Below are 26776 nucleotides of genomic sequence, written 5' to 3'. Positions count from 1 at the left end.
CCCCCCCCCCCCCCCCCCCCCCCCCCCCCCCCCCCCCCCCCCCCCCCCCCCCTTTTTTAGATGTGTATAAGAGACAGGCAGAAGATGTAGTACCCGACGTGGTAGAAGTTCTCGTATCTGTGTTAATGCTTGAACTTCTAAAAAAAGCACCCGCACTCACATAGGGGAAGAAGCCCACGCTGCTGCGATCGGCATTGCCCAACACTTTATTGAGCGGCAGGTATGCAGATAAAAAGGCGCTTGGTTCAAAAGAATTGGATTGTGTGGCCACATAGGGATAGGGAACATTGTCAAAACCACCGTTATTGCTCCATTCGAAACGGTAATAGGCCAAACCTACCCCATAATTCACATAGTTGATCAGCCGTCTGGAAGCATTAAGTTCAATCCCAAAGTTGGTATAGGTATTTTCATCGGTTTTGCCAATATTGGCAATCAAATGAACAGGCTGATAGTTCACCTTCATCAGTTCATCCTGTTTCTTTTGTGTGCTGGAATTGGAAGTAGTGCGTTCTTGGGCAAATGCACCATACATCGCACTCATGAAAACAATAATTGATAGGAAAGTAACGCGTTTTTTCATTTTGTTTTGAGATTTATATTATCGTTGCTTAATTAGTGTTGCTAATATTACTGCTAAGCTGCAAGTAGCTTTCGGCCTTTTAAGAAATCAAATACATTCTGTTTGCCCAGTCAAAAGATTACAATCCAAAAGACAAAGGCTGGCAGGCATTGGCAATGATGTTACGACTGCCTGTCCATGTTCTATTCGTACCACTTTCTACAGCTTTGAAAGTATGCGTGCCAGGCGCCAACTGCAGGCTGATTACTACCCCCGACCTATTTTCGCCACACCTGTAGGCAATGGCCGCACTCTGCAATCGGCCTACAAAGCTGTTATCAATCCACACATCAATCGGATTGGCATTCAAAATGCCACTCATAATGCTCAGCGTGCCATTTTTTGTCCCATAATTGATGCTGGTAAAATTGCTGCCACGATATTCGATCTTTAGGCAGCTATTGGCTGTGGCTTTAAAAGTACCCGTAGTAAAATAGCCATCGTTCGCTACCAAGGCAAAAGTATGATTGCCTGCCGATGCTTTAAAGTTGATATCCATTTTGCCACAATCAGGCACATGTTGCGGCATGTATACCGAATTGCTGTTGCCCACAAACTGGTCATCGATGTAAACCTTAACCGGCAGGGCTACGGCAGCATCGGTATTGTAAAAGGAGATGATAGGATCTGTTGCCACAGCCTGCTCCTCTTCCTTGTTGTCTTTTTTGCAAGAAATGGCCATTACGATAAACAGCCCTATCCACATCTTTTTCATGTTCATGTTTTTTGATTTACCTAGTTAAACAGCGACATTACCACAAACCATTTGCCCGATTCGGCCAGCGTGGTAATGCGATAGCCTTTATTCCAGTATTCCTTTACCCAGTCGGCAGGAAAAGCATCGCTTATTCGATAAACCTGACCCTTGTATAAGGGCGTTTGCGATACAACTACCAGCCATGTTCCTTTATTCGCCGTGGCGCTGGTGATGTAGTAGTTCTTGTCCCAATAGGTTTTGATGAATGTGGTTGGAATTGATTTTTCGTATTGATAATACTGTGCGGTATATGGTGCTGCAGTTGACATGACCACTGCCCAAGTTCCATTTTTATCTGAAGCGAGCGAGGTAATGTAATAATCCTTATCCCAATATTGCTTGATGTAGGCAGCTGGTATCGTAGTATCGTATTTGTAAGATTGGCCGTTTAGCCCAGAGTTTTTAGAAAGTACCACTCGCCAGCCATTGGTGGGGTCGGCGGTTAAATCGGTAATATGGTAGCCCAAACCCCAATATTTCTTAATCGTATCTGCAGGAAATGCTTTTTTGGTACGGTAGAGCTGTGCTGTATAACCTGAATTGGTTGACATGACCAAAGTATACTTGCCGTTTTTAGACAGGATATTGGTAATATTGTACTGCTCTTCGTTCCATTTTTTCTTTAGCCAATCTTGACTAAAATCGAGTTGAAAAGTCTGCATTTCAAAAGGAACCACCCTGGCAACCGGTGAGCTGTAACTGGGCGTAGGCGCTGCAGCTACAGGGTTGTACGCCGGACTAGGCTCACTGGGTTGCCCATATTCGCGTTCAAACTTTTGTCCGGTACCACTGCAAGACGTACAAAATCTCTTGCCCAAGCCGTTGCAGGTGGTACACAGTTCTTTTCCCGTATTGCCACAAATCAGGCAGTCTTTGCTGCCTTTGCCAAAACAATAAGTACAGGCCATGTTAAAAGCTCCTTTACCAGAACCTTTGCAAACCGGACAGGTCTCTCCGCCTTTGCCATTGCAGCTCGAGCATTTTTTTTCTCCTTCGCCATCGCAAACCCTGCATTCGGTATATCCTTCGCCATCGCAGCTGCTGCATTCTATCAAATGGCCATTGCCTTCTTTCAACAGATTTTTTAACTCGTTGAACCTCCTATCCCTTTCGTCGTTGTCTGATGCAATATTCCGCTTAGCATTTCTAACCTGGCTGCTGTTTAAAACCGAAGCCAAGCCACTCAGCAAACTATTGGCTACATTGGCCTGGGCCTGGCTTTTTTGGCTCAGCTGGTTTAACTGCTGCTGTACAAGTTGTTGCCTTTGCTGCTGTTGGGCAAGTTGCTGTGGCGATACCTGTGGCTGTCGGGGCTGTTCTTGTGGCCTAGGCGCACTGCCACCAGGCGCTGCAGCTTGGCTAACGGCAGTTTTAGGAGCCGAGGCAGGGCTCTGATTGGTTTTGGGTATATCGGCCGTACGTTGCTGCTGTTCCTTTTTACGTTCTTCCTCAGCAATATTTCGAACCGTTAGGCCTTCGTAGGCAATAGACTGGATACGGTTTTTCGGTGCGTTGCAATCTTCCTTCCAAACTTGTGTTTCGAAGGTAATTTCGCCAGAGAAAGTAGTTCCACCCACAAATTCGCCAGGTTTAAGGTAAGTATCGCCGTTAGACCTTAATACCTTGCCACAAGTGGTGGTTACCACTTTCACAAACTTCACATAAAGCTTATCGTTGGTTAGGTTTTTCACGCCCCAAAACACACTTTGTTTGCCCAAGCTTACCTCGCTTTGCTTGCAAGCCACAACCTGTACATTTTGGGCCGGACTAAAGGTTAATTGAACCGTACCTTGAGGGCAATTCTGCGCATTGGCCAATTGGGCAAAGCCGAGAACCAGCAAAAGATAAAATATCTTTTTCATGAGCGTAACACAGGTTTTTAAAACAATCAAAGCTAGACACCCACCTCAATAAATAAAATACAAACTAGTTTGTATTTTTCGGGGTCTGTACCTCAATCACATCCAAAATTAATCAGCCATTGTGTAATGCTTAACCGTAAAAAAGCGTTATTTTGAGGGTGATTTTACGGCAGCTTAAAGTTCAAGTCAGCAAGTTTCGGGTTTCCGGCCAGCACAGCATAAGGTAAATTTGAGTAATCAAAAAATGAGAAAAATGAATACGCAAGCCCATATCAATTACTACCGCATAGCCGAAGCCATCAGCTACCTGAAAGAGAACTTCAAATCGCAACCCGATTTAGACGAGGTGGCCGAAAAAGTAAATCTGAGCCCTTTTCATTTCCAGCGATTGTTTAGCGAATGGGCCGGGGTAAGTCCGAAAAAATTCCTGCAGTATCTCAACCTCAATTATGCCAAGCAGGTATTGAAAGACCAGCAGTCTACCTTGTTCGAGGTGGCCTTACAAACCGGCTTATCGGGTACCGGGCGTTTGCACGATCTTTTCGTTAATGTAGAAGGCATGACCCCTGGCGAATTTAAAAACGGAGGCGAAAACCTGCACATCAATTACAGCTACGCCCAAACGCCATTCGGGCAGCTACTCATTGCCTCCACCACAAAAGGCGTATGCTACATGGCCTTTGCCGATAATGAATCCCAAGCATTTGACGAGCTGAAAAAACAATTTCCTTTGGCCGGTTATCAACTCAAAAAGGACGAAATACAGGAATCAGCCTTGCAAATTTTCGAACAGAACTGGAGCGAGCCTTCAAAAATCAAACTGCACCTGAAAGGCACGCCTTTTCAGCTCAAAGTATGGGAAACCCTACTCAAAGTGCCTCTTGGCCAGCTCACCACCTATGGCAATTTGGCAAAGGCCATTGGCCATCCCAATGCCTCGAGGGCTGTCGGTTCTGCTGTTGGCGACAATCCGATTGCTTTTCTCATTCCCTGCCACCGCGTTATCCAATCGTCGGGTCATTTTGGCCAATACCACTGGGGGCAGATCAGGAAAAACGCCATGCTGGGTTGGGAAGCCGCACAAATAGAAACGGCAAACTAAATGGAAAGTCTACTGAAAAAACTGGCGGATATCAATGCCAACAAACTGACGGAAGACATGAACGAACGAGGCTATGCCTTGATCCCAACGCTTTTATCGGCTAAAATGTGTGAAGATTTAATTGATTTATATCCCCAAAAAGAGCATTACCGAAAAACGGTTGTTATGGAACGTTACCGTTTTGGTTTGGGCGAATACAAATACTTTGACTATCCCTTGCCAGAAGCTATCCAAACAATAAGAACACATTTTTATCAATTGCTGGCGCCCATTGCCAATACTTGGATGCGGGCCTTGAATATCGACATCCATTATCCCGCCCAACATGAAGATTTTTTAAGCAGCTGCCACGAAAACGGACAACAAAAAGCCACAGCACTGATTTTAAAATATGGAAAAGGCGGTTTCAATACCCTGCATCAGGATCTTTACGGCGATACCTTCTTCCCCATCCAGATTTTGTTGTTCCTTAACGAACCCGAACAGGATTATACAGGTGGAGAATTTGTGCTGACCCAACAAAACCTGCGGGCACAATCTAAAGCCATTGTATTGAAGCCTAAAAGGGGCGACATACTTGCCTTCACCACTAATTTTAGGCCAACCAAAGGCACTAGGGGCTATTACCGTACGGCTATGCGCCATGGCGTAAGCGAAGTACATCATGGCGAACGGCATACCTTGGGCATCATTTTTCACGATGCGCTTAGCTAGTTTTAGTCTATAGCTGATAGTCCATGGTTGGGCTAGGATAAAATCCTGTCTCCCTTGGAGGCATGGGGAAGAAAATGATCACGAATACACTCACCAATAAACCAATCCTCTAATTAGCCAATGAAGGAACACTTATCTCTTGGAAATTCTCCTTATGCGCAACTTAAAAAACTGGCCGAATTGCGCATAAATGGCGATATCAAACTGGCTGGCCATAAAAAACTGAAAATCTACGGATTGCTCACCTGCCCATCGGGTAAAAGAATGAAAAGCGAGAACCGTGTTTTCTTTCAATCTGCAACAGAAGCCGTAAATTTGGGCTATCGGCCTTGCACACGTTGCCTGTTGCGCGACTACCAAAACTGGAAAAATGGACTTGTTTAGCACCTCAATCGATACTGAAGCCAATTTGTTGCCTAAAGACGGCATCGTTAATTACTATGGCAGGGTTTTATCGCCACAAAAATCAAACGAGTACTTTCAGGCCCTGCTGCAAAACATCGACTGGAAAAATGACGAAGCCATCATTTATGGCAAACACATTTTAACCAAACGCAAGGTGGCCTGGTATGGCGATAAGCCTTTTGCATACACCTACTCTAAAGTAACCAAAAAGGCATTGCCCTGGACAAGCGAATTGCTGGTACTTAAAGCCTTGGTTGAGGAGAAATCGGGCGAACAATTCAATTCGTGCCTGCTTAACCTTTACCATAACGGCGATGAGGGGATGGCTTGGCATAGCGACGCAGAAAAGGACCTGAAAAAAGACGGAGCCATTGCTTCTTTAAGCTTTGGTGCCGAACGCAAATTTGCCTTCAAGCATAAGCAGAGCAAGGAAACAGTATCGCTATTATTAGAAAACGGCAGTTTACTGGTGATGAAAGGCACCACACAAACCCACTGGCTGCATCGGTTGCCCCCTACCAAACTGGTGAACAGGGCCAGGGTCAACCTTACGTTCAGGATGATTGTTTAAGATGCCGGTGCGAAGCCGCTTTACAATTCCAGGTTCTCTTCGATCAGCAAATTGATAATTCCATCAACCATACCTACTTTGGGCACATAAATTTGCTTAATGCCCGTCCATTTCATCAGGGTGAGGTAGATTTCGCAGGCCGGAATAATTACATCAGCCCGGTCTTGGTTCAATTTAAGCAGGCTGATGCGCTCTTTCAACGAATACGAATTCAGCTCGTTGTACATGGTTTTAAGCTTTAAAAAGGTTAGCGGCAGGTCTTCTTTTTCGCCCGACATGCGGAAAAGCTTGTTGATATTGCCTCCGGTACCAATGCCGGCCAGATTTTTCAGGTCTTTGGTATTGGCCTTTACCCAGTCTTTCATTTCGTCCCAGGTTTCGTCCTTATCCTGGTTATCCAAAATGCGGATGGTACCAATATTGAAAGACTTAGAAGCCAAGGGTTGCTTGTTTACAAACACCGAAAGCTCGGTACTGCCACCACCTACATCAATATAGAGGTAGTTTTTTTTGCTATCGAGGTTTTGTTCGATATGGTTGGAGTAGATGATATTCGCCTCGCGTTGCCCTTCTATAATTTCAAGATCGATATCTGTTTTGGCTTTGATGGTTTTGATAATCTCTGCCCCGTTTTCGGCTTCGCGCATGGCAGAAGTTGCACAAGCCAAATACGAAGACACATGATAAACGTCCATCAGGTTTTTAAAGGCGCTCATGGTTTTGATCAGGTCGTCGATTTTTTTCGGCGAGATTTTGTGATCCAAAAAAGCATCGTCGCCTAGGCGCAAAGGCACCCTAACCAAGGTATTCTTCTTAAATCCGTAACCCTTTTCGTTTTGAGTAATGTCGGCAATGAGCAGTCTAACGGCATTAGAACCTATATCGATGGCGGCGTATCTTAGCATGGATTTACTGGTGTTTGTTTTTGAGGTAGTTATAGGTTTGAACCTGAGCCCTTATTTTGGTGCTCAAACGGTTTTTATGGTATTTGTTATTGTTTAGCTTGGTAATGTCGCGGGCCTTTACATTGTCTTGCAACTGGAATTCGATAATATCCCTGATTTCCTGCCTTACGCTCTCGTCAAGTACCGGAAATCCTACCTCTACCCGGTGTTCGAAATTGCGGCTCATTAAATCGGCTGACGAAAGGAACATTTCTTCCTTGCCATTGTTGCCAAAAATAAAAACGCGGGCATGTTCCAAAAACTTATCGATAATGCTGATTACCGTGATGTTTTCGCTAAAACCAGGTATTCCGGGAACCAGGCAGCAAATGCCGCGCACAATCAGCCTGATCTGTACACCCGCATTGCTGGCGTCGTACAGTTTCTGCACGATGCCCTCATCAGCCAGGCTATTGACCTTTAAAATCATATAAGCCGGCTTGCCGGCTTTTGCAAAACGCATTTCGCGATTAATAAGCGCATACATTTTGTTTCTGGATTCCAAGGGCGATACAATCAGGTGTTTGAAATCCTTAACCACCGTACGTTTGTTCAAGGCATTGAACAGTTTGAGCAGATCTTGCGTAATTTCTTTCTTGGCGGTAAATATGCTATGATCGCAATAAATGCGGGCAGTTTTTTCGTTAAAGTTGCCGGTGGCCAAATTGGCGTAATAAACGGCCTTGCCCTTTTCCATGCGCTTAACCAGGCAAATTTTAGAGTGCACCTTGTAATCGGTGAGGCCATAGTTTACGTTTACGCCTTCTTCCATCAGGCGGTTGGTCCAAAAAATGTTGGCCTTTTCGTCGAACCTGGCCTTCAGCTCGACCAGGCAATTTACTTTCTTCCCGTTTTTGGCAGCATTGATCAGGGCATTGACTACCTTCGAATTTTCGGCCAAACGATACAGCGTAATGTTGATTTCGGTTACTTTAGGGTCGATGGCCGCCTCTCTTAGAAACAGAATGATGTAATCGTACGATTGGTAAGGCAGGTTAACCACGTAATCCCTGCTGTGCAGCTTATTGAAAATACTTTCGGTACGATGCAGGCCATGAACTTTTAACGGAATGGTGGGCGCATACTCCAAATCGCTCGAGCCTACGTTAGGAAAAGCAATAAAATCGCCGAAACGATGATAGCGGTTGCCGGGAATAAGGCCTTCGGCTTCTATTTTCATCTTGTTGACCAAAACGCTCAACATTTCGAAAGGCATTTCGGCATCGTACAGCAGACGCATCGGCTTTCCTTTTCTACGTTTATCCAAACTGTTTTTGAGCTCTTCGATAAATTTATCGCTCACGTTTTTGTCTATATCCAATTCGGCATCTCGGGTAAGCTGGATGGAAAAAGCTTCGATCTGGTTGTAGTTGAATACATAAAAGATATCATCTAAGCAATATTTGATAATGTCTTCGGCCAGGATGATGAACTTTAGTCCGTTGGTTTCTGGCAGCACCAAAAAGCGGGGCAGGTTTTCGGGCAATTCAATCAGGGCATACTTTTCGCCCTTCTTGGCCCCTTTTTTCTTCAGTCTTACAAAAAAATAAAGATAGCGGTCCTTGAGCTCAGGAAAAGGATCGTTCAGATCGATCATGATCGGAACCAGGTTAGACAGGATCTTGTCCCTGAAATGGTTCCTTACAAACTCGCCCCTGGCCACATTCAGCTGGGTATCGTTTAAAATAAAAATACGGTTTTGGGCCAGCTCGTTGATCAAAGTAGCCTGAAACAGGGCTTCGAACTTACGCTCGTGTTTTACTACAATGTTTTTGATTTCATTGAGCACCTTTTTGGGGTTAAAGCCCAGTAAGGCCTTGGCTTTTTCGTTCAGGTTAACCAAACGACTTAGCGTTGCTACCCTTACCCGGTAAAACTCTTCCAGGTTAGAAGAAAAGATAGACAGGAATTTAATGCGCTCAATTAAAGGAACTGTCTCATCGGCAGCCTCTTGCAATACTCTTTCATTAAAATATAGCCAACTGATCTCTCTATTTAAAAATGGTAGCTTTTTTTTAGCCATGTAGTCGAATCAAAAAAATCCCCCGAATTGATCAGCGGATTTTCAAATCTGCGAATTTCAGTGTTAAGTTAGTGTTAATTATAAACTAATCTCTCCAAAAGAATTAACCAAGGCTATTTCTTGGCCGTGGTATTTTTCTTGGCGGGGATGGCTTTGGCCGCCACTTTTTTTACCGGATTATTGGTAACTGCCTTTACCACTGCCTTTTGCGTATCTTTGGCCTTGTTGGCAGCTGTTTTACTTTCCGTAGCTTTGGGTTGAACTGTGGTTTGCTTTACCGGTGGCTTTGTCATGGCTGCCGCCACTTTTTGTGCACTGGCGATGCTCTCTACTTTTACGCTGCTTACCCCTGGGCTTGCCTTGGCTACGGCTTTTTTAACAGTCTTTGCAACTGGCTTGGTTGCTTTTTTAACCGTTTTGGCCACTGCTTTTTTTGCGGTTTTTACCGGTGCTGCAACTTCGGGCGCTTTCAAGTCTTCTATTTTATGCGCTACGGTTTCCTTTACTTCCTTAAACTTTTTAGAGAGCTTTCTGGCCGCTACCTTACTGGCCTTGGCGATATCATCGGCAATAAGTTCGGCGTTATGGCCCAGGCCTTTAACCGCTTCCAGGAATTTTTCGGTTAAACTTTGCTCTATTTGTTTTTTGACAACTTTCTTAGCCGTCTTTTTCTTAGCTTTGGTTTTACTGACTTTCATTTGTTTTGGAGTTATGTAAGGTATTTTTTGTTTTTATTTATATCTACGAGATCTTTGGCTCCTCTAAATTTGCCGATTTTTACCGGCTACCGACCATCTTTTTCGATTTTATTGTAAAATCATGATGGTTTCACCTATTTTTTAGCGTTTTTTGTAGCCTCATCTTATTGATGTATTAAATCTAACTAATTTCTTTAACTAAAGCTAACCCTATGCCCAGTTTTGATATTGTAAGCAAAGTAGACGCGCAGACCTTAGACAATGCCATCAACAATGCCAAAAAAGAGATCTTAAACCGCTACGATTTCAACGGTTCTAAAAGCACCATCGACTTGGATAAAAAAACCAATCAGGTTACCATTGTAACCGAAGATGACATGCGCTTAAAAGCCATCACCGATTCGATCATCTCTCGCATGATGAAACAAAATTTAGATCCTAAAAGTTTGGATTTTGGAAAAGAACATATCGCATCGGGCAATATGATCAGAAAAGAGATCAAGATCAAGGAGGGGATTGACAAGGAAGCCGCCAAGAAAATCGTTGCCAAAATCAAAGACAGCAAGCTCAAGGTGCAGGCTTCTATGATGGATGATCAAGTTCGCGTACAAGGCAAAAACATCGACGATTTGCAGAGCGTGATTTCTTTGTGCCGTGGCGAGGATTTTGGCCAGCCCCTACAGTTCATTAACATGAGGAATTAATTGAGTTGTGTGTTATGAGTTGTAGGTTATACGTTTTAGGTTAAAAGAACTATTCCCTGATTTACCTATTCTCTATTTCCCATTTCACCTTCATCCCTTTAACCTTCCGCCTTCTCAAACATGGAAATTCAAGAAAATGGCTTTATTTTTTCGGACGACAGGAATTTGGTCGACATCAAAGCGGTACACCAATACCTGAGCCAGGAATCTTATTGGGCCAAAAACATTCCGTTCGAGATCGTTAAAAGGGCAATCGAAAATTCGCTCTGTTTTGGCATTTATAAAGACGGAGCCCAGGCAGGCTTTGCACGTTGGGTAACCGACAAGGCTACCTACGCCTACCTCTGTGATGTCTATGTAAAAAACGATTACCGAGGCTTAGGGTTGTCTAAAAAACTGATGTCGCTGATGCTTTTTCATCCCGATTTGCAAGGCTTGAGACGCTATCACCTAGCGACTTTAGACGCCCACGGACTTTATGAACAGTTCGGTTTCAAAGCCCTCGAAAATCCCGAAAGACAAATGGCTATTGTAGTGCCAAATATTTATGGAGAGTAAAAAGCCTTTGGTCTATTGCCTTTTAGCTTTAGTCTTTTAGCTCTCTAGCCTACAACTTATTCTTCTTCACCCCTTCTTTGCTAATCTTTACCGGATTGATCATCCCGTCTTTGTCAAAAGTCATCAAATCAATACAGGTAACCCGGTGGTTGCCGTCGGTTTCGCCCAATGGCCTTCTGTGGTAAACAATGTACCATAAGTCTTTCTTGGCATCGTGCATAATCGAATGATGGCCTGCTCCAGTGGCTATTGCCGGATCTTGCTTCAATATTCTGCCAACGCGTTTGAAAGGTCCCATCGGCGAATCGGCCACGGCATAGGCCACAAAATAATCGGGACCCGTCCAGCCGCCTTCAGACCACATGAAATAGTACTTGCCGTTTCTGATGAACATGAAAGGGCCTTCTGTATAGCCCTCTGGGGTAATTTCCTTAAAGGTAGTGCCATCGGCAAAAGGCACAAAACCACTGAAATCGCTATTCAGCTTGGCTATATTGCAATGCGACCAGCCTCCGTAAATGAGGTAGTACTGCCCGTCTTTATCTTTAAACACAAACTGGTCAATCGGCTGTGCCTTGTTGTAAAACTTATCGACCAAGGGCTTGCCCAGGTGGTCTTTGTACGGGCCTTCGGGTTTATCGGCTACCGCTACGCCTATGCCGCCCACTTCTTGATCGCTTTGAATATCGTTGGCACCAAAAAACAGATAGTACTTGCCGTCTTTTTGGGTAATGGAAGGCGCCCACATGGCCTTTTTGGCCCATTTAACGGCAGCCGTATCGATAATGCGCGGATGTTTAGTCCAGGTAATAAAATCCTTAGACGAAAAGGCATCCATAAAAACCTGCTCTCTGTATTTGGCCGAATAGGTAGGATAAATCCAATAGGTTTTGCCAAAGATAACGGCTTCTGGATCGGCATACCATCCTGGAAAAACAGGATTGCCGGAAGTTTGGGCATTAACCAAAACTGGGAATGCGAAAAGAAGAGCAATGATAAATCGATTTAGTCTCATTTTACCAAGATACGACATCCTATTTAAGCAAACAACAGAATTTCGATTGGTAACTTATATTTTATAATAGTGCGTATAGCGATTTGCGTAGTGCGGTGAGCCACAGATTAGACCGGCCCAAGGGTAATTGGGCTAGGCGTATCCATTCCCACCAAATAAATCTGTTAATCTATGGCTTAATATAGTTTAAGCGAGCAACAGGATTTTTAATCTGTAACTTATATTCATCGAAGTGCGTACAGCGATTTGCGTAGTGTGATGGACTTGGCCAAAAAGATGGACGGATTGGGCCTGCCCGACGTTAATTGGGTTAAGTATAGGGCGTTATTAGGTAAATCAACAACATTCTCACCAAACAAATCTGGTCATCTGTGGCCTATGTATGCTTGATTTCAGGTACGCGATGTTATCTTCTAAGCTGTTTTCACATCTTCTTCGCTGTAGTCTTTGATATCGGTGATATAGCCATTAACCAACAGGAAATCGAATAGAGGCTTGGCTTCTGGTGTTACGGGCATGTTACACGTGGTAATTACCGTATTGCTTTTTTTGTCCATAAATGGATAGGCAAAAAGCTTTACGTTCTTGGTAAACATGTCGCTTACATAAGCCAATAATTGACTAGAGTAGTTCTCGCCAAAATTGGTCGAGTTGAATACGAATTTAAGGTTGTTGATATTGGTCGAAATCCCCACGCTTTTTGGTCGGCAACGATCCAGGTACTTGGCCAACCTGTTGTGGCGGGTAAAATTAGACACAATAACCAAGTTACCGGTATTGCACATGTCTTCGGCCCTTTTGGCTACGGCTTCCAGGTCGATATCGTCGGGCGTTTCCTGCTCGTCGGTCAGTACATTGGTGAGCAACACTTCAATCAACACGCTCAAATTGCCCGGCTCCACATCGTTGGTACGGATAAACTGTTCGGTAGCTTTGTTGAAAAGATTAAAGTTGGGGTTGGACTTTTGGCCATATTTGGTCCGCAAAATCATGATATCCTTTTTGTAAAGCAGGTCTTTGGCCTGGCGGGGATGTCCTTCGGCGTCAAAAATCGCAGCTGCCGAAAAATCCTTCATGATCAGGTACAGGTTGAGCAGAATATTGTTCACCTCGCCAAAAGCAGGTCCTTTTACCGAAATCAGATCAATTTCTACCGATCCGACCGTAAGGTTGTCTGCCAGCGATTCGATCATCAGCTTAGGGTCTTCAAAGTGATAAAACGCCGCATAAACCAGGTTTACGCCAATAATGCCCAATACGCGTTGCTGCATATTCACATCGGTATCGAGCAGGCGCACGTGGAAAAAGATCTCGTTGGGCAAGCCTCCAGGTTCGGTTTGGAAACGGATTCCTATCCAGCCATGGGGTTCGTTTGTACGCTTAAAATTGAGGGTAGTTACGGTATTGGCGAAAGCAAAGAAGGTACGGCTTTCATATTTTTCGCCAGAAAGGCGTTCGTTCAACAAGCCAAATTCATGATCGAGCATGCGTTGCAGCCTGTTTTGGCTCACATAGCGCCCGGATGGCTCTGCCCCATAAATGGCATCGCTAAAAGTCATGTCGTAGGCCGACATGGTTTTGGCAACGGTACCTGAAGCCGCCCCTGCCGTAAAAAAGTTTCGGGCCACCTCCTGCCCGGCTCCTATCTCTGCAAACGTGCCGTAAATCTGTTCGTTGAGGTTTATTTTTAAGGCTTTACGTTTGGTATCAAGGATTTCTCTTTCCATGCTGCAAAAATATAAGAAATTACGCCGAAAATCAACTAATAACGGTTCTAAATACACAGAACCGAAAGGAACGCAGAATGCTGAGCGCATAAAGCTCAAAACTGAAGTTTTAAGGCCGCAATTTCCAGGATGTCCGGGTATCGCCCTTATTGATGTCCATGAGAAAGGAAAACGACTAAAAGCTCAAGCAATAGCCGGAAGCCCGAAGCTGAAGGACCTTTTTTTATACAACACTCCAGATCAAGTTGGCACAACGAGCAGGCCAATAAAAAAGATAAGGGCTACACCATCCGGTGCGCCCTTATCAACCTTAAACTCAAAATCAAACTATTGTATTATGAAACTACAATTTCTTTGTGTGCCAATTTGGCCTCGTCTTTTTTACCAATGGTGATGGTTAAGATGCCATCCACATAAGTTGCTGTAATCTGGTCGGCATCAACGCCTTCTGGCAACACGAACGACCTTGCAAATGAGGTATATTCAAATTCTTTACGGGTGAAATCTTTTTGCACGTCGGTATTTTCGGTCTTTTTCTCTACCCAAACCGAAAGGTTGTCTTTTTTCAAATCGATTTTAAAATCTTCCTTGCTCAAGCCTGGAGCCGCCAATTCGATTTTGTATTCGTTGGCACCTTCGTAAATGTTTACATGAGGCACCTTGTTTACGCCATAGTTTTTATTTAAGGCATCGTTAAACAAAGAGTCGAATACATTGTTAAAATAAGGTGCGGTGTTTCTGGTTTTGTTGTTGAATTTTACTAAAGTCATTTTATATTCCTCCGTTTATTTTGTATTTCAAATTATAATTGTCCTTATTCAAACCCTATTCCAAACCTTATATTTATGTTTTTTAAGACATTTTGGCGTAAAAAAGAAAAACAACAAGACAAAAAGTCAGAAAAATTCGGTAATCTCGACAGTTTCAAGTACAAAACGAACCTCGAGCTTCGTTTTGCCGACCTCGATGTGATGGGCCATGTCAACAATGCCATCTATTTTACTTATATGGAAATTGGACGCACCAAATACTGGAAACATGCGATTAACTGGGATTGGCAAAGCACCGATGTAGTGATAGGCCAGGCTTCGATAGACTATATTGCCCCTATTTTCCTGGAAGACAAAGTGAGCATGTATGTACGCACTTCAAGAATAGGCAACAAGAGCTTCGATCTCGAATACCTGATTGTTAAAACCGTAAATGGAAAGGAAATCCTGTGCAGCAAAGGCAAAACGGTATGCGTAACCTTTGACTATGCCACCAAAAGCCCTACCGCCATACCAGACAAAGAAAGAAGCAAAATGATTGAATTTGAACAGCTCTCGGTATAATTGTCCATTGGCGTCACTGGTTCATTAGCTGATTGGAGCACTAGTCACCCGTCAACTGGAAATTGGAAATCGGAAACTGACAACCGAATCAAGGCGTCATTTTACCAGGATTTAAAATTCCGTTCGGATCAAAAACCTTTTTGATATTGCGCATCAGGTTCAAATGGATTTCGCTGTACTTAATGGGCATATAGTCTTTTTGTACCAAACCAATGCCATGTTCGCCCGAAATAGTGCCTCCCAAGGCCGTAGTCAGTTCGAATATTTCTACAATTCCGTCTTTGAGCTTGTATTTCCAGTCTTCATCGCTCATACCGGCTTTTATGATATTGATGTGCAGGTTACCATCGCCAGCATGTCCATAACAAACGCTCTCAAAACCATATTTGCCTCCAATTTCCTTAATGCCATTGATCAATTGAGGCAAAGCTGCCCTTGGCACCACCGTATCTTCCTCTTTATAAACCGAATTAGACTTCACAGACTCGGCCATGGTTCTGCGCATGCGCCATAAATCTTCTTTTTGCTGAGCAGTATCGGCAAAGAGCACTTCGGTACAGCCGTGTTCTTCGAGCACCAGGTTTACCTTTTCGCAATCCTTGAATATCGTATCCAAATCATCGCCGTCAAACTCGATCATCAAAAAGGCATTCGCTCCATCTTGAAGATCAAACTTGATGTCGTCAAACTGAATAACCCACTCCACGCCCTTGCGTTCCATAAACTCTAAAGCCGATGGTGTAATGCCGGCCCTAAAAATAGCCGAAACCGCTGCACAGGCCGATTCGTTGGTGGCAAAAGAACCCAACATGAGCACACTTTGGGTACTGGCCGGAATTAATTTGGTTACAATCTTGGTAACCACACCCAACGTGCCTTCAGAGCCGATCATCAATTGGGTAAGGTTATAGCCCGAGGCATATTTAAGCGTATTGGCACCCGTCCAAATCACATCGCCATTGGCCAATACCACTTCCAGGTTAAGGATATACTCCCTAATGGTTCCGTATTTCACCACTCTTGGTCCACCAGAACCATGCGCTACATTGCCTCCAATAAAGCAAGAGCCTTTGCTGCTCGGATCAACGGGATACAACAGGCCTTTTTCAGCAACGGCGTTCATAAACACCTCGGTAATTACCCCAGGCTCAACCGCAGCCTGCAGGTTTTCCGTATCAATGGCTATAATCGAATTGAAACGCTCCATCGACAGCAAAACGCCTCCGTAAACCGGCAAGGCGCCACCACTTAATCCAGTACCTCCGCCTCTTGGCGTAACCGGAACATGGTTTTCGTTGCACAGTTTAAGCAAAGCCGAAATACTGGCCGTATCTTTGGGTTTAACCACTACTTCCGGAAAATAGCGAAGATCTTCGGTTTCGTCGTGCGCATAGTGCTGCAACGATTCTTGATCCACAAAAACATTAGCTGCGCCAACAGCTTCTTCAATAGCGGCTAAAATTGAACTGGTAATTGGAGTGTATTGCATTTTATTGGGGCGAAGTATAACTTAACTGAACAAACGAATGGCCTATTTCGCCAGGCATGGGCGGGTGCAGCTTTCTGATGCCCACCGTTAAGGTTTGCACAAATGGATAGGTTTCGATCAAAGTGGATATGATATTTTTGACTACCGTTTCCAGCAGTTTTTGGGTACGCTGCATTTCGTACCCAACTATGGTATTTATTACTTCGTAATTTACGGTATTGGACAGGTCTTCCGTATGGCCTTCCTGCGGAACAAATGTAGCCTCAACATCTACCAAAAAGTGGTTTCCGATGAGCTGTTCTTCGGGATAGAACCCGTGAAAAGCATAAAATTTGACGTCTCTTAAGGCTACGGTCTGTACAAACATGAGGTTTAAACGATTTAAAGCAACAAATACTGGGCAAAATTAATTTTTTGAACGGTTTTAACTACTCAATTCTTTAAATTATTACCTTTGGTTTCATCACATCGTATAACCAAATATAGTGTAAAGCATGAACAAATCAGCCAAAAAAGACCTTTACGAAGCACCAGATTATTACCAATTGGACGAACTTTTATCTGAAGAACATCTGCTAATCCGTTCAACGGTAAGAGATTGGGTAAAGAAAGAAGTGAGCCCTATTATCGAGGATTTTGCACAACGTGCCGAATTTCCCAAACACCTGATCAAAGGGCTTGGCGAAATTGGCGCCTTTGGACCGACCATTCCGGTTAAGTATGGTGGCGCCGGACTTGATTACACGGCCTACGGAATCATTATGCAGGAAATTGAACGTGGCGACTCGGGCATCCGTTCGACAGCTTCGGTGCAGGGTTCTTTGGTGATGTACCCTATTTATGCTTACGGCACAGAAGAACAACGCAAAAAATACCTCCCCAAATTGGCCACGGGCGAACTGATGGGCTGTTTTGGCTTAACCGAGCCTGATTTTGGCTCTAACCCCGGCGGCATGGTGAGCAACATCAAAGACAAAGGCGACCATTTTGTACTGAACGGCGCCAAAATGTGGATTTCCAATGCGCCTTTTGCCGATATTGCCGTGGTTTGGGCCAAAGACGAGGAAGGCAAAATAAGAGGCATGATTTTGGAACGCGGCATGGAAGGCTTTACCACGCCAGAAACCCATGGCAAGTGGAGCCTAAGGGCATCGGCTACCGGCGAATTGGTATTCGACAACGTGAAGGTTCCCAAAGAAAACGTGTTTCCAGATATTAGAGGATTGAAAGGTCCGTTAGGTTGTCTCAACCAGGCCCGTTACGGCATTGCTTGGGGTGCCTTGGGCGCCGCTATGGACTGTTATGACACTGCGCTGCGTTATTCGAAAGAGCGTATCCAGTTTGGCAAGCCCATTGGAGGCTTTCAGTTGCAACAAAAGAAACTGGCCGAAATGATTACCGAAATTACCAAAGGCCAATTGCTGGTATGGCGATTGGGCATGTTGAAAAGCGAAAACAGGGCCAGTGCCGAACAAATTTCGATGGCCAAACGCAACAGCGTGGAAATTGCCTTGGATATCGCCCGCAACGCACGCCAGATGTTGGGTGGCATGGGCATTACCGGCGAATACTCGATTATGCGCCACATGATGAACCTCGAATCGGTGGTCACCTACGAAGGTACGCACGATGTACACCTACTCATTACCGGTATGGACGTAACCGGATTAAACGCCTTTAAATAAAAAACCACCTACCTTTAACAACTAATGCTAAATATTACGCCTCGAAAAGTCTTACTTGCAGCCCTATTAATATTTGTAAACCTAACTAGCTTTGCCCAACGGCAAGGCTTTTCTGTTGATAAAAAAGAACCCGAATGGCTCGAGAAAATAACCGTTTCTGACCAAAAACTAGCCAGTAGGGATATTCAGGGCGGCTATTACCTGTCGTTGTACGAGTTGCAGCAAAATATAGAAACCAAGCAACAGTACACCCACCTAATGAGGGAAATTGCTGCTGATAATGGTGCGCAAAACGGTTCCGAAATCAGTGTAACCTACGACCCCTCCTACCAGCAGCTCACTTTCCATAAAGTAATCGTTTGGCGCAATAACCAGCCCATCGATAAGCTCAAAGCCAGTGCTTTCAAGATTATTCAAAACGAAAAGGAGCTTTCGAGATTTATTTATAGCGGCACTTTTAATGCCTACCTTATTTTAGACGATGTAAGAAAAGGCGACCGCATCGAATATGCCTATACCTTAAAGGGAGAGAACCCTGTTTTTGGCAATAATTATTACAATCATTTCTATTTTGAGGGTGGCAGCAAAATTGTGAACATTTATACCAACCTCATCGCACACAAAAATCGGGCACTCCAGTTCAGGAACTACAATAAGGTACCTGCATTAAAAACGAAAACCAAAGGCGATTTAAAAGTATACGAATGGCAAGGCCAGCTCACCAACACCTTCCAAACACAGGATTTTGAGCCAACGTGGTATGATCCTTTGGGTCGCGTGCAGGTAAGCGAATACAAAAGCTGGAAAGACATTGTGGATTGGGCCCTGCAAATCAATGCCTACGACCTCAGCGCCGCGCCTGCTTTCAACAGCAAGGTCAAAGAGCTCAAAGAAGCAGCAAAAGGCAATGCGACAACTTATTTAGAGTTAGCTACCAGGTTTGTGCAAGATCAGGTAAGGTATATGGGAATAGAGATGGGCGAATATTCGCATCGGCCCAATTCGCCTGAAAAAGTACTGAAGCAACGCTATGGCGATTGCAAAGACAAATCCATTTTATTGATCAACCTGCTCAAATCAAATGGCATTACGGCTTACCCCGTTTATTTGAGCACCTACCTCAAAGAAAAAACTACAAACTTGTTGCCTACACCTGGTGCATTTAACCATGCCATAGTTGTGGTTGAATTTGAAGGGCGGAAAATTTGGATAGACCCTACCATTTCCGAGCAGCGTGGACCAATTAAAGACATTTACTTTCCTTATACGGCCAATGTACTGGTGGTAAAACCGGGCAACGACAGGCTCGAGTTGGTTAAAAGCAATCCCAAAGGAAAAATCAATTCGCAGTCGACCATTAAACTGTCGGATACTTTAGGCGGCAGCAAGTCTGAGTTCGAAATCAGAACAACTTACACAGCCAATTGTGCCGACGATATCCGGAGCGAAATCAGTTCCTCAGGTGCCGACGAGTTGGAAAAAAACTTTGCGGCGTACTATGCCAAATTCTATCCAGGCATTGTATCGGTTAAAAACATGGAAATCATCGACGATGAGAAAAATAATGTCGTTAAGCTGGTCGAAAAGTATGAGATAGAGAATTTTTGGCAGAAAGACCCAGAAACACCCACAAAATTCAATGCCAATTTCTATGGCGACTTGATATCGGGCGAGTTGAGAAAACTAAACAGGACCAGAAATTTTCCAATGGCGCTCAAATATCCTTTAAATGTCCATCAGACCTTAAAAGTGATTTTGCCTGACAAATGGAAACTGGACGACGAAAAGGGAGATATCAGCCAGCCTTACTACAGTTTTAAATACGATATCAGGCATGAAGGCGATACACTCACTTTCGATTACGACTACAGCAACCTGGCCGAAGAGATTCCCGCAACGGCTATCCAACAATACATCAAGGACCGTACGAGCATCATCAACAACAGCAGCTATAGTTTGTATTGGAGCGGCGGCGCTACAAGCGCAGATAATGCCGACGTTAATGGCCTAATGGTAGCAATAGGCCTGTTTACCTTGATTCTGGCTACCTTACTTGGCCTGTTTTTGTATTACAGAAAGGGAACCTATCAGCTGGAAGAAATCAAAAACGCCTTGCCTATCGGGGGATGGCTGGTTTTGTTGGCCATAGGTATGGTTTCTGGGCCAATAGGGTTGCTTTTTGCCATATTCAGTTCAGGAACTTTCGACCAAAGCACATGGGATATCGCCAAAAGCCTGAACGGCAGTGGAGCTCTGCTATATAAAGCGACCAATATTTTCGAATGCATCATGAATGTATTTGCTTTCGTATTTAGCATTTTTATGCTGATTATGTTCTTTAAACGCATGAAGTCATTTCCTAGCTATTTTATTATTTACAGAACGGTTTATTTGGCGGTTATTTTCATCGATGTGATTTTAATTGCAATGCTGAATGCCAAAACAACTTTGGATTACGACGTATTTAAAAACATCAGAACGCTTGTTTTTCAGCTGATCATATCGACGCTCTGGATTGCCTATTTTATTAAATCGAGCAGGGTAAAACAGACTTTTGTATTTACTTACCCAGCCTCCGAATGGCGTAACGCACTAATTATGGATCTTTCGCGTAATATTAATGTACCAATGGCCAACCCAGAGGGACAAAGCATACCAAAAGCGAACGAACAAACACAACAAGAAAACAATGAAAGACTTTAAAAAATACCAACCTCTGCCTGCACCGCCAGACGAGGTTTATTTGGCCTTGACCAAAGCACAGAGCATCCAGCTATGGACTGGTGCCGAAGTAGAGTTTACAGAAGAGCCGAACACCGAATTTTCTTTTTGGGATGGCGATATCGTAGGCAAAAACCTGGAGTTTGAACCCAACAAGAAAATTGTACAGCAATGGTATTTTGGCGATGGAGAACCTTCTATCGTAACCATCAAATTGCATCCCGATGGCAAGGGAACATCATTGGAGTTTAGGCAAACCAACATTCCAGATGAGGATTTTGAGGATTTTACCGAAGGCATTCAAGAATATTTCCTAGGCGGGCTTGCCGATTTTTTCGAAAATGAATAGCTTGGTCTAGAAAGCGATTTTAGCGGTTAGCTATTTACTATAGCCTGCCGCTATTAGACCCCAACCATTGACCATGATCAGCAAGCTCGACAAATACTACCTCAGTAAGGATGAACCGCTGAGAAGCTGCCTGCTCGCGCTCAGAGACGTCATCGCTGGTCACGATCGGCAGATTACCAAAGAATGGAAATTCAATTTTCCCTTCTTTTACTACAAAGGCAAAATGTTTTGTTATACCCGGATAGACAAAAAAACCGGGCAACCTTACCTTGGTTTTATGGATGGCAGCCTGATGAGCCATCCTGCACTGATCCAAGAAAACAGGAGCAAAATCAAAATCCTGCCTATTGACCCCAACGCAGACCTACCTATGCAATACATCAGCGATATCCTAACCCAGGCCATCGCCATTCGTAATAAATAAAACCTTAACGGCTTCCAACTGTTCTATAGCTAATTAATTAAGCTAATTACATTATGGGAAGAACAATTGGAGTTATTTTAATGATCATAGGTATTATCATGCTGGCGTGGACAGGTTTCACCTATACCAAAAAAGAAAAAGTGATAGACGCTGGCCCAATTCAGGTTTCGGCCGACAAACAAAAAACCGTAAACTGGCCTCCTTATGTAGGCGGCATTGTACTGATTGCAGGCGTCGTTGTTTTTGTAGGATCAAAGAAGAAGTAAAGGTAGAAGGTGTAGAACTAGGAGCCCACTTGATTTCGAAATTTATTGAAATACACTTGCGAAGTTTTAAAACTTCGCAAGTGTATTTGCTTACAAGTCTTCGTTGGTAACCGTGGCTATGGTTTCGCGCAGGTTATAATGCGATGCCATTACTTCGCCATAGGCACCAGCACTCCTAATGGCAATCAAGTCATTCCTGAAGCTTTCTGGCAATTCTACTTCTTTGCCAAAGCAATCGGTGCTTTCGCAAATTGGTCCAACTACATCGTATTTGATTTTAGCCGGCTGATTTTCGATTTTAGCTTGTGATATATTCTCTATTTTGTGATAGGCTTGATATAAAGCCGGTCGCATCAGCTCGGTCATGCCGGCATCCAGCACAATAAAATTTTTCTTTTTGCCATTCTTCACATACAACACTCTCGAAACGAGCGAAGCACTTTGTCCTACCAATGCCCTACCCAGTTCAAAATGTACTTCTTGGTAAGGTTTTACTTCCAAGAAATCAGCAAAAATCTTAAAATAAGCCTCAAAATCAGGAATTTGTTGATCAGGATGATAATAGTCGATGCCTAACCCCCCACCCACGTTAAGTATGCTCACTTTAAAGCCATGGTCTTCAAACCAGGCAGCAAATTCGTTTACACGTGTACAAAGGTTTTTATAAACATCTAAATTGGTAATCTGCGAGCCGATATGAAAATGGATTCCCACAAACTCTAAATTGGCCGAAATATTCAGGATATTGGCACAGGCCGGCATATCCCACGAATTGATGCCGAATTTATTCTCGTCCAACCCGGTTGTAATATTGGCATGCGTATGCGCGTCTACATTGGGATTGATACGGATAGCCACCTTGGCTTTTTTCTGCTTCTTTTCGGCCAGCTCGTTAATGACCTGCAGTTCCTGGATCGATTCGACATTGAAGCAAAAAATATCTAGGTCAAGGGCATCGTTAATTTCCCTGTCTGATTTGCCCACGCCGGCAAACACCACTTTTTCTTTGGCAAAGCCCACTTCGATGGCTTTTTTCACTTCGCCCCCGCTCACGCAGTCGGCGCCAAAGCCCGTATCTTTGATTTTGGCTAAGACCTTAGGATTAAAATTGGCTTTCATGGCATAGTGCACATGAAACCGATAAGCGCTGGCCGTTGTTGCACAGGCCGTTAAAGTGCTTTGCAGCAAATTAAGGTCGTAATAATAAAACGGCGTTTCTAAATTAGAAAAATGTGCTCTATCTTTATCGGAAAACATCATCGTTGAAATTTCTATTCACAGTATTCCTCATCTTCCTAGCCGGCATATATGCCATCAATTACCTCGATTATCGGGTAAAAAACATCACACGACGCGAATTTGAAAGAAGGGTCAGGCTTTCTATCCTGCTTTTGTTGTTTATTATTTTTGTTTATTATTTCTTCAAGTAAGGCATCGATTATTCGAAAATACGGTCGTGCAGGCTTCTTAAAGCTTCGGTTTTGTTTTCGGTCCCTACCAGCAACGAAATGTTATAGGCGCTACCACCGTAAGAGATCATCCTTACCGGAATATGCTTGATCGAATCCAGCACCTTGGCCGCATAGCCGTGTTTTTCTGCACCAAAATCGCCCACTACACAAACGATGGTTTGGTCTTTATCAATCTCTACGCTGCCAAAAGAATTCAGTTCTTTTACAATTTCATCCAGATTGTCCGTAAAGTCAATGGTCAACGATACGGCTACTTCAGAGGTGGTAATCATATCAATCGGGGTTTTAAAGCGCTCGAAGATTTCGAAAATCCTTCTCAAGAAACCATAAGCCAACAACATGCGGCTCGACTGGATCTTGATGGCCGTAATGCCATCTTTAGCGGAGATAGACTTGATTTTTCCTTTTTCGCTTTCGGTACTGATCACCGTTCCTGCAGCCTTAGGCTCCATGGTATTGAGCAAACGAACCGGAATTTTGTATTTCTGTGCCGGAAAAACCGATTGCGGATGCAGGATTTTGGCACCGAAATAAGCCAGCTCGGCCGCCTCGTCAAACGACAGGTGCGAAATGGGCTTGGTACCTTTTACAATACGGGGATCGTTGTTGTGCATGCCGTCAATGTCGGTCCAGATCTGCACTTCTTCGGCCATAATGGCAGCACCCAGCAAAGAGGCGGTATAGTCGCTGCCACCACGGCGCAGGTTGTCTACCTCGCCAAAACTATTGCGACAAATAAAGCCTTGGGTAATGAAAAGCTGATTGCCTTTATGTTTCTCTAGCAACGGGGCTAAATGGGCGGTGGTAAACGGAATATCGGGTTCGTTGTCTTCGTCTATTTTCATAAAATCGAGTGCCGGCAACAAAACCGATGGCACGCCGATGGATTTTAAATAGATGTGGTACAAGGTGGTCGACAACAACTCGCCTTGCGCCAATACCACTTTGTCTTCGATATGGGTAAACAGATCGTTGGACAAACCGGTCAGGAAATTGAAATGATAATCGACTACTTCCTGTCCCTGCTCCCTAAAATCGCCTGCCGGTAAAAGCTCTTCCACCACTTCGTTGTATTTTTGGTGCAGGCTGTTGATCAATTCGATGGCCTCCTTCTTATCACCCTTGAGCAGCTTTCCTGAAATTTCAACCAAACTATTGGTAGTACCAGACATGGCTGATAATACGACGATTTGCTCCTCTGCCGGATTGATGATATCCAACAGTTTTTTCATGCGCTCAGGGCTTCCAACAGACGTGCCTCCGAATTTTAATATTTTCATTTTAATTTTTAGAATAGGTATTTTTCTTAATATTGTAACGGGGCGTGAAATTAAAGAAAAGACGGCTAATTTCCGCTAAACTCACAAAATAAAATTCTGACTATGAAGCGTTTTAACCCAGAACGAACAATTTTAATTTTGTTTTGTCTTATATCAAACATCAACCAGATTTGTGTATGCAACTAGAACAATCTACATTAAACACTATTAATCAATGGCTTAAGGGCAATTACGACCAGGCCACCAAGGATAACATCCAATCGTTGCTTGATAGCGAAGCTTTTACCGAACTGACCGACTCTTTTTACAAAAGCCTCGAATTTGGCACCGGAGGCCTGCGTGGCATCATGGGACCAGGCTCTAACCGGATCAACAAGTACACCATAGGAACAGCCACCCAAGGGCTTTCCAATTACCTGAACAAAAAATATCCGGACGAGAAAATCAGTGTAGCCATTGCACACGACAGCCGCAACAACTCTGACTACTTTGCCCAAATTACAGCCGATGTGTTTTCGGCAAACGGCATCCATGTTTATTTTTTCGAAGCTTTGAGGCCAACGCCTGAGCTTTCTTTTGCCATTCGCCACTTAGGCTGCAAAAGCGGTGTAATGCTCACGGCCTCGCACAACCCAAAAGAGTACAACGGTTATAAGGCTTATGGCCACGACGGCGGCCAGTTTACTTCGCCCGACGATAAAATGGTGATGGCCGAAGTAGCCGCCATCCAAAACATTGACGAAGTAAAATTTGAACGTGTAGACAGCAATATCGAACTGATTGGTGAAGCCATCGATCAGCTTTACTTAGATAAAATCACTGCGCTTTCGGTTTCGCCAGACGCCATTCAGCGTGAGCACGACCTTAAAATCGTATATTCTCCCATCCACGGAACGGGGATTACCCTGGTACCCAAAGCCTTGGCGCAGTTTGGCTTTACCAATGTAACCATTGTAGAAGAGCAGAGCAAGCCCGACGGCAACTTCCCTACCGTGGTTTATCCTAATCCCGAAGAAAAGGAGGCCTTGACGTTAGCCCTGAAAAAAGCGGCTGAAATTGATGCCGACCTGGTATTGGCCACCGACCCGGATGCCGACCGCGTGGGTATTGCCGTAAAAAACAACGATGGCGAATTTGTATTGCTTAACGGCAACCAAACGGGAAGCTTGCTCATCAACTACATCTTAACTGCTTGGCAGGAAAAAGGCAAGTTAACGGGCAAAGAATATGTAGTGAGCACGATTGTAACCACCAGCCTGATTAAAGCCATTTGCGATGCCAAAAACGTAGAGTATTTCAACACCTTAACCGGATTTAAATGGATTGGCCAGGTAATGACCAGTTTAGAAGGCCAAAAAACGTTTATTGCCGGTGGCGAAGAAAGCTATGGCTATTTGGTAGGCGATTTGGTAAGGGATAAGGATGCGGTGGTTTCTTGTGCTTTTATTGCCGAAATGACTGCTTTTTACAAAGACAAAGGCAGCAGCTTATACCAAGCTATGATCGATATGTATGTTACTTATGGTATGTACAAGGAAGATTTGGTATCAATCACCAAAAAAGGCAAAACCGGAGCCGAAGAAATCAAGGCCATGATGGAGAAATTCAGGAACAACCCGCCTGCCAAATTGGGTGGTTCTGACGTAGTAACCCTCAAAGACTATGAACTGAACAAGGAAACCGACATTAAGGCCGGATCGAGCAAGGAATTAGGTTTCCCTAAATCGGATGTATTGCAGTTCATTACTGCCGACGGCAGCATTATTTCGGCCCGTCCGAGTGGCACTGAGCCTAAAATCAAGTTCTACTGCAGCGTAAATGAGCCCTTGGCCAACAAAGCCGCCTTTAAGGAAACGGAAGAAAAACTCAATGCCAAGATCAAAACCATTATGGAGGATCTGCAGGCGTAAAATAAAGTCCTATAGAAACATCATACCGGACACCGACCCGGCATTTTTCTTTAAAACTATCTCAAGGCTGTCTCTTATACACATCTAAAAAAGGGGGGGGGGGGGGGGGGGGGGGGGGGGGGGGGGGGGGGGGGGGGGGGGGGG

The 26776-nt window shown here is 44.1% G+C and carries 27 protein-coding genes; 14 read left to right on the top strand and 13 right to left on the bottom strand.

From position 1 onward, the window contains the following. The 3 genes from JHD69_RS13655 to JHD69_RS13645 all read right to left on the bottom strand — a co-directional run. The coding region (locus JHD69_RS13655) for a hypothetical protein (protein WP_199140902.1) at positions 1-583 on the bottom strand (583 nt) is incomplete at its 3' end. Positions 584-701: 118 nt separating this feature from the next. After that, entirely contained in the window at positions 702-1337 is a 636-nt protein-coding gene (locus JHD69_RS13650) for a hypothetical protein (protein ID WP_199140901.1), read from the bottom strand. Between the two features lie 20 nt (positions 1338-1357). Further along, complete coding sequence (locus JHD69_RS13645; protein WP_199140900.1) at positions 1358-3241, bottom strand: DUF7477 domain-containing protein; 1884 nt, start codon at positions 3239-3241, stop codon at positions 1358-1360. 253 nt (positions 3242-3494) lie between these two features. Here JHD69_RS13645 and JHD69_RS13640 point away from each other — a divergent pair, with 253 nt between their 5' ends. The 4 genes from JHD69_RS13640 to JHD69_RS13625 all read left to right on the top strand — a co-directional run bounded on the left by JHD69_RS13640 (position 3495) and on the right by JHD69_RS13625 (position 6033). Next, on the top strand, positions 3495-4343 hold the full coding sequence (locus tag JHD69_RS13640) for a methylated-DNA--[protein]-cysteine S-methyltransferase (RefSeq protein WP_370583492.1): 849 nt from the start codon (positions 3495-3497) through the stop codon (positions 4341-4343). Beyond that, the gene (locus JHD69_RS13635; protein WP_199140898.1) at positions 4344-5057 is read left to right on the top strand and encodes a 2OG-Fe(II) oxygenase; all 714 of its coding nucleotides are present in this window, start codon (positions 4344-4346) and stop codon (positions 5055-5057) included. Positions 5058-5177: 120 nt separating this feature from the next. Then, positions 5178-5441 carry an Ada metal-binding domain-containing protein gene (locus tag JHD69_RS13630; RefSeq protein ID WP_199140897.1) on the top strand — a complete coding sequence of 88 codons (264 nt, stop codon included), beginning with the start codon at positions 5178-5180 and terminating at the stop codon, positions 5439-5441. Beyond that, positions 5428-6033, top strand: coding sequence for an alpha-ketoglutarate-dependent dioxygenase AlkB family protein (locus JHD69_RS13625; RefSeq protein ID WP_199140896.1), 606 nt, complete (start codon positions 5428-5430; stop codon positions 6031-6033). Before JHD69_RS13630 ends, JHD69_RS13625 begins: the two co-directional genes overlap by 14 nt. Before the next feature lie 20 nt (positions 6034-6053). On the opposite strand, the gene JHD69_RS13620 is transcribed toward JHD69_RS13625, so the two are convergent. The 3 genes from JHD69_RS13620 to JHD69_RS13610 form a co-directional block, all read right to left on the bottom strand. Next, positions 6054-6938, bottom strand: a complete 885-nt coding sequence (locus JHD69_RS13620) for a Ppx/GppA phosphatase family protein (protein WP_199140895.1) — start codon at positions 6936-6938, stop codon at positions 6054-6056. A 4-nt stretch (positions 6939-6942) separates the two neighbouring features. After that, on the bottom strand, positions 6943-9000 hold the full coding sequence (ppk1, locus tag JHD69_RS13615) for a polyphosphate kinase 1 (RefSeq protein ID WP_199140894.1): 2058 nt from the start codon (positions 8998-9000) through the stop codon (positions 6943-6945). A 113-nt stretch (positions 9001-9113) separates the two neighbouring features. Continuing rightward, positions 9114-9698 carry a hypothetical protein gene (locus tag JHD69_RS13610; protein WP_199140893.1) on the bottom strand — a complete coding sequence of 195 codons (585 nt, stop codon included), beginning with the start codon at positions 9696-9698 and terminating at the stop codon, positions 9114-9116. 212 nt (positions 9699-9910) lie between these two features. On the opposite strand from JHD69_RS13610, the gene JHD69_RS13605 reads away from it, so the two are divergent. Next, positions 9911-10402, top strand: a complete 492-nt coding sequence (locus JHD69_RS13605; protein WP_199140892.1) for a YajQ family cyclic di-GMP-binding protein — start codon at positions 9911-9913, stop codon at positions 10400-10402. Positions 10403-10522: 120 nt separating this feature from the next. Beyond that, positions 10523-10960: a GNAT family N-acetyltransferase gene (locus JHD69_RS13600; protein WP_199140891.1), complete on the top strand. Its 438-nt coding sequence runs from the start codon at positions 10523-10525 to the stop codon at positions 10958-10960. 49 nt (positions 10961-11009) lie between these two features. Here the strand turns inward: JHD69_RS13600 and JHD69_RS13595 are convergent, their stop codons facing one another. The 3 genes from JHD69_RS13595 to JHD69_RS13585 form a co-directional block, all read right to left on the bottom strand. Beyond that, the gene (locus tag JHD69_RS13595; RefSeq protein WP_199140890.1) at positions 11010-11975 is read right to left on the bottom strand and encodes a glycoside hydrolase family 43 protein; all 966 of its coding nucleotides are present in this window, start codon (positions 11973-11975) and stop codon (positions 11010-11012) included. A gap of 413 nt (positions 11976-12388) precedes the next feature. Next, on the bottom strand, positions 12389-13702 hold the full coding sequence (locus tag JHD69_RS13590; RefSeq protein ID WP_199140889.1) for a nicotinamide mononucleotide adenylyltransferase: 1314 nt from the start codon (positions 13700-13702) through the stop codon (positions 12389-12391). A gap of 335 nt (positions 13703-14037) precedes the next feature. Beyond that, entirely contained in the window at positions 14038-14472 is a 435-nt protein-coding gene (locus tag JHD69_RS13585; protein ID WP_199140888.1) for an Hsp20/alpha crystallin family protein, read from the bottom strand. A 75-nt stretch (positions 14473-14547) separates the two neighbouring features. On the opposite strand from JHD69_RS13585, the gene JHD69_RS13580 reads away from it, so the two are divergent. After that, positions 14548-15036, top strand: coding sequence for an acyl-CoA thioesterase (locus tag JHD69_RS13580; protein ID WP_199140887.1), 489 nt, complete (start codon positions 14548-14550; stop codon positions 15034-15036). A gap of 88 nt (positions 15037-15124) precedes the next feature. On the opposite strand, the gene JHD69_RS13575 is transcribed toward JHD69_RS13580, so the two are convergent. Both JHD69_RS13575 and folB read right to left on the bottom strand, forming a co-directional pair. Continuing rightward, positions 15125-16525, bottom strand: coding sequence for an FAD-binding oxidoreductase (locus JHD69_RS13575; RefSeq protein ID WP_199140886.1), 1401 nt, complete (start codon positions 16523-16525; stop codon positions 15125-15127). Position 16526: 1 nt separating this feature from the next. Beyond that, on the bottom strand, positions 16527-16892 hold the full coding sequence (gene folB, locus JHD69_RS13570; RefSeq protein WP_199140885.1) for a dihydroneopterin aldolase: 366 nt from the start codon (positions 16890-16892) through the stop codon (positions 16527-16529). Positions 16893-17019: 127 nt separating this feature from the next. Here folB and JHD69_RS13565 point away from each other — a divergent pair, with 127 nt between their 5' ends. From JHD69_RS13565 to JHD69_RS13545, 5 genes are all read left to right on the top strand, one after another. Further along, on the top strand, positions 17020-18210 hold the full coding sequence (locus JHD69_RS13565; RefSeq protein WP_199140884.1) for an acyl-CoA dehydrogenase family protein: 1191 nt from the start codon (positions 17020-17022) through the stop codon (positions 18208-18210). A gap of 24 nt (positions 18211-18234) precedes the next feature. Further along, positions 18235-20913, top strand: a complete 2679-nt coding sequence (locus tag JHD69_RS13560) for a DUF3857 domain-containing protein (RefSeq protein WP_199140883.1) — start codon at positions 18235-18237, stop codon at positions 20911-20913. After that, positions 20900-21280: an SRPBCC domain-containing protein gene (locus tag JHD69_RS13555; RefSeq protein ID WP_199140882.1), complete on the top strand. Its 381-nt coding sequence runs from the start codon at positions 20900-20902 to the stop codon at positions 21278-21280. The genes JHD69_RS13560 and JHD69_RS13555 overlap by 14 nt, the downstream gene beginning before the upstream one ends. A 73-nt stretch (positions 21281-21353) precedes the next feature. Continuing rightward, entirely contained in the window at positions 21354-21704 is a 351-nt protein-coding gene (locus JHD69_RS13550) for a DUF1801 domain-containing protein (protein WP_199140881.1), read from the top strand. A gap of 53 nt (positions 21705-21757) precedes the next feature. Next, the gene (locus tag JHD69_RS13545; protein WP_199140880.1) at positions 21758-21970 is read left to right on the top strand and encodes a hypothetical protein; all 213 of its coding nucleotides are present in this window, start codon (positions 21758-21760) and stop codon (positions 21968-21970) included. A gap of 90 nt (positions 21971-22060) precedes the next feature. On the opposite strand, the gene lysA is transcribed toward JHD69_RS13545, so the two are convergent. Continuing rightward, a complete protein-coding gene (lysA, locus tag JHD69_RS13540; protein WP_199140879.1) occupies positions 22061-23227 on the bottom strand; it encodes a diaminopimelate decarboxylase in 1167 nt (388 codons plus the stop codon). A 5-nt stretch (positions 23228-23232) separates the two neighbouring features. Between lysA and JHD69_RS13535 the strand changes: the two genes are divergently transcribed. After that, positions 23233-23400, top strand: a complete 168-nt coding sequence (locus tag JHD69_RS13535) for a hypothetical protein (RefSeq protein WP_199140878.1) — start codon at positions 23233-23235, stop codon at positions 23398-23400. 8 nt (positions 23401-23408) lie between these two features. Here JHD69_RS13535 and JHD69_RS13530 read toward each other — a convergent pair whose 3' ends face one another. Next, complete coding sequence (locus tag JHD69_RS13530; RefSeq protein ID WP_199140877.1) at positions 23409-24722, bottom strand: aspartate kinase; 1314 nt, start codon at positions 24720-24722, stop codon at positions 23409-23411. 176 nt (positions 24723-24898) lie between these two features. On the opposite strand from JHD69_RS13530, the gene JHD69_RS13525 reads away from it, so the two are divergent. Continuing rightward, a complete protein-coding gene (locus JHD69_RS13525; protein ID WP_199140876.1) occupies positions 24899-26632 on the top strand; it encodes a phospho-sugar mutase in 1734 nt (577 codons plus the stop codon). Positions 26633-26776 lie beyond the last annotated feature (144 nt).

The organism is Pedobacter sp. ASV12 (assembly GCF_016429155.1).
Classification (GTDB): Bacteria; Bacteroidota; Bacteroidia; order Sphingobacteriales; family Sphingobacteriaceae; genus Pedobacter.
The sequence above is the reverse complement of the archived record's forward strand: the minus strand, read 5'-3'. Positions and strand labels throughout refer to the sequence as shown.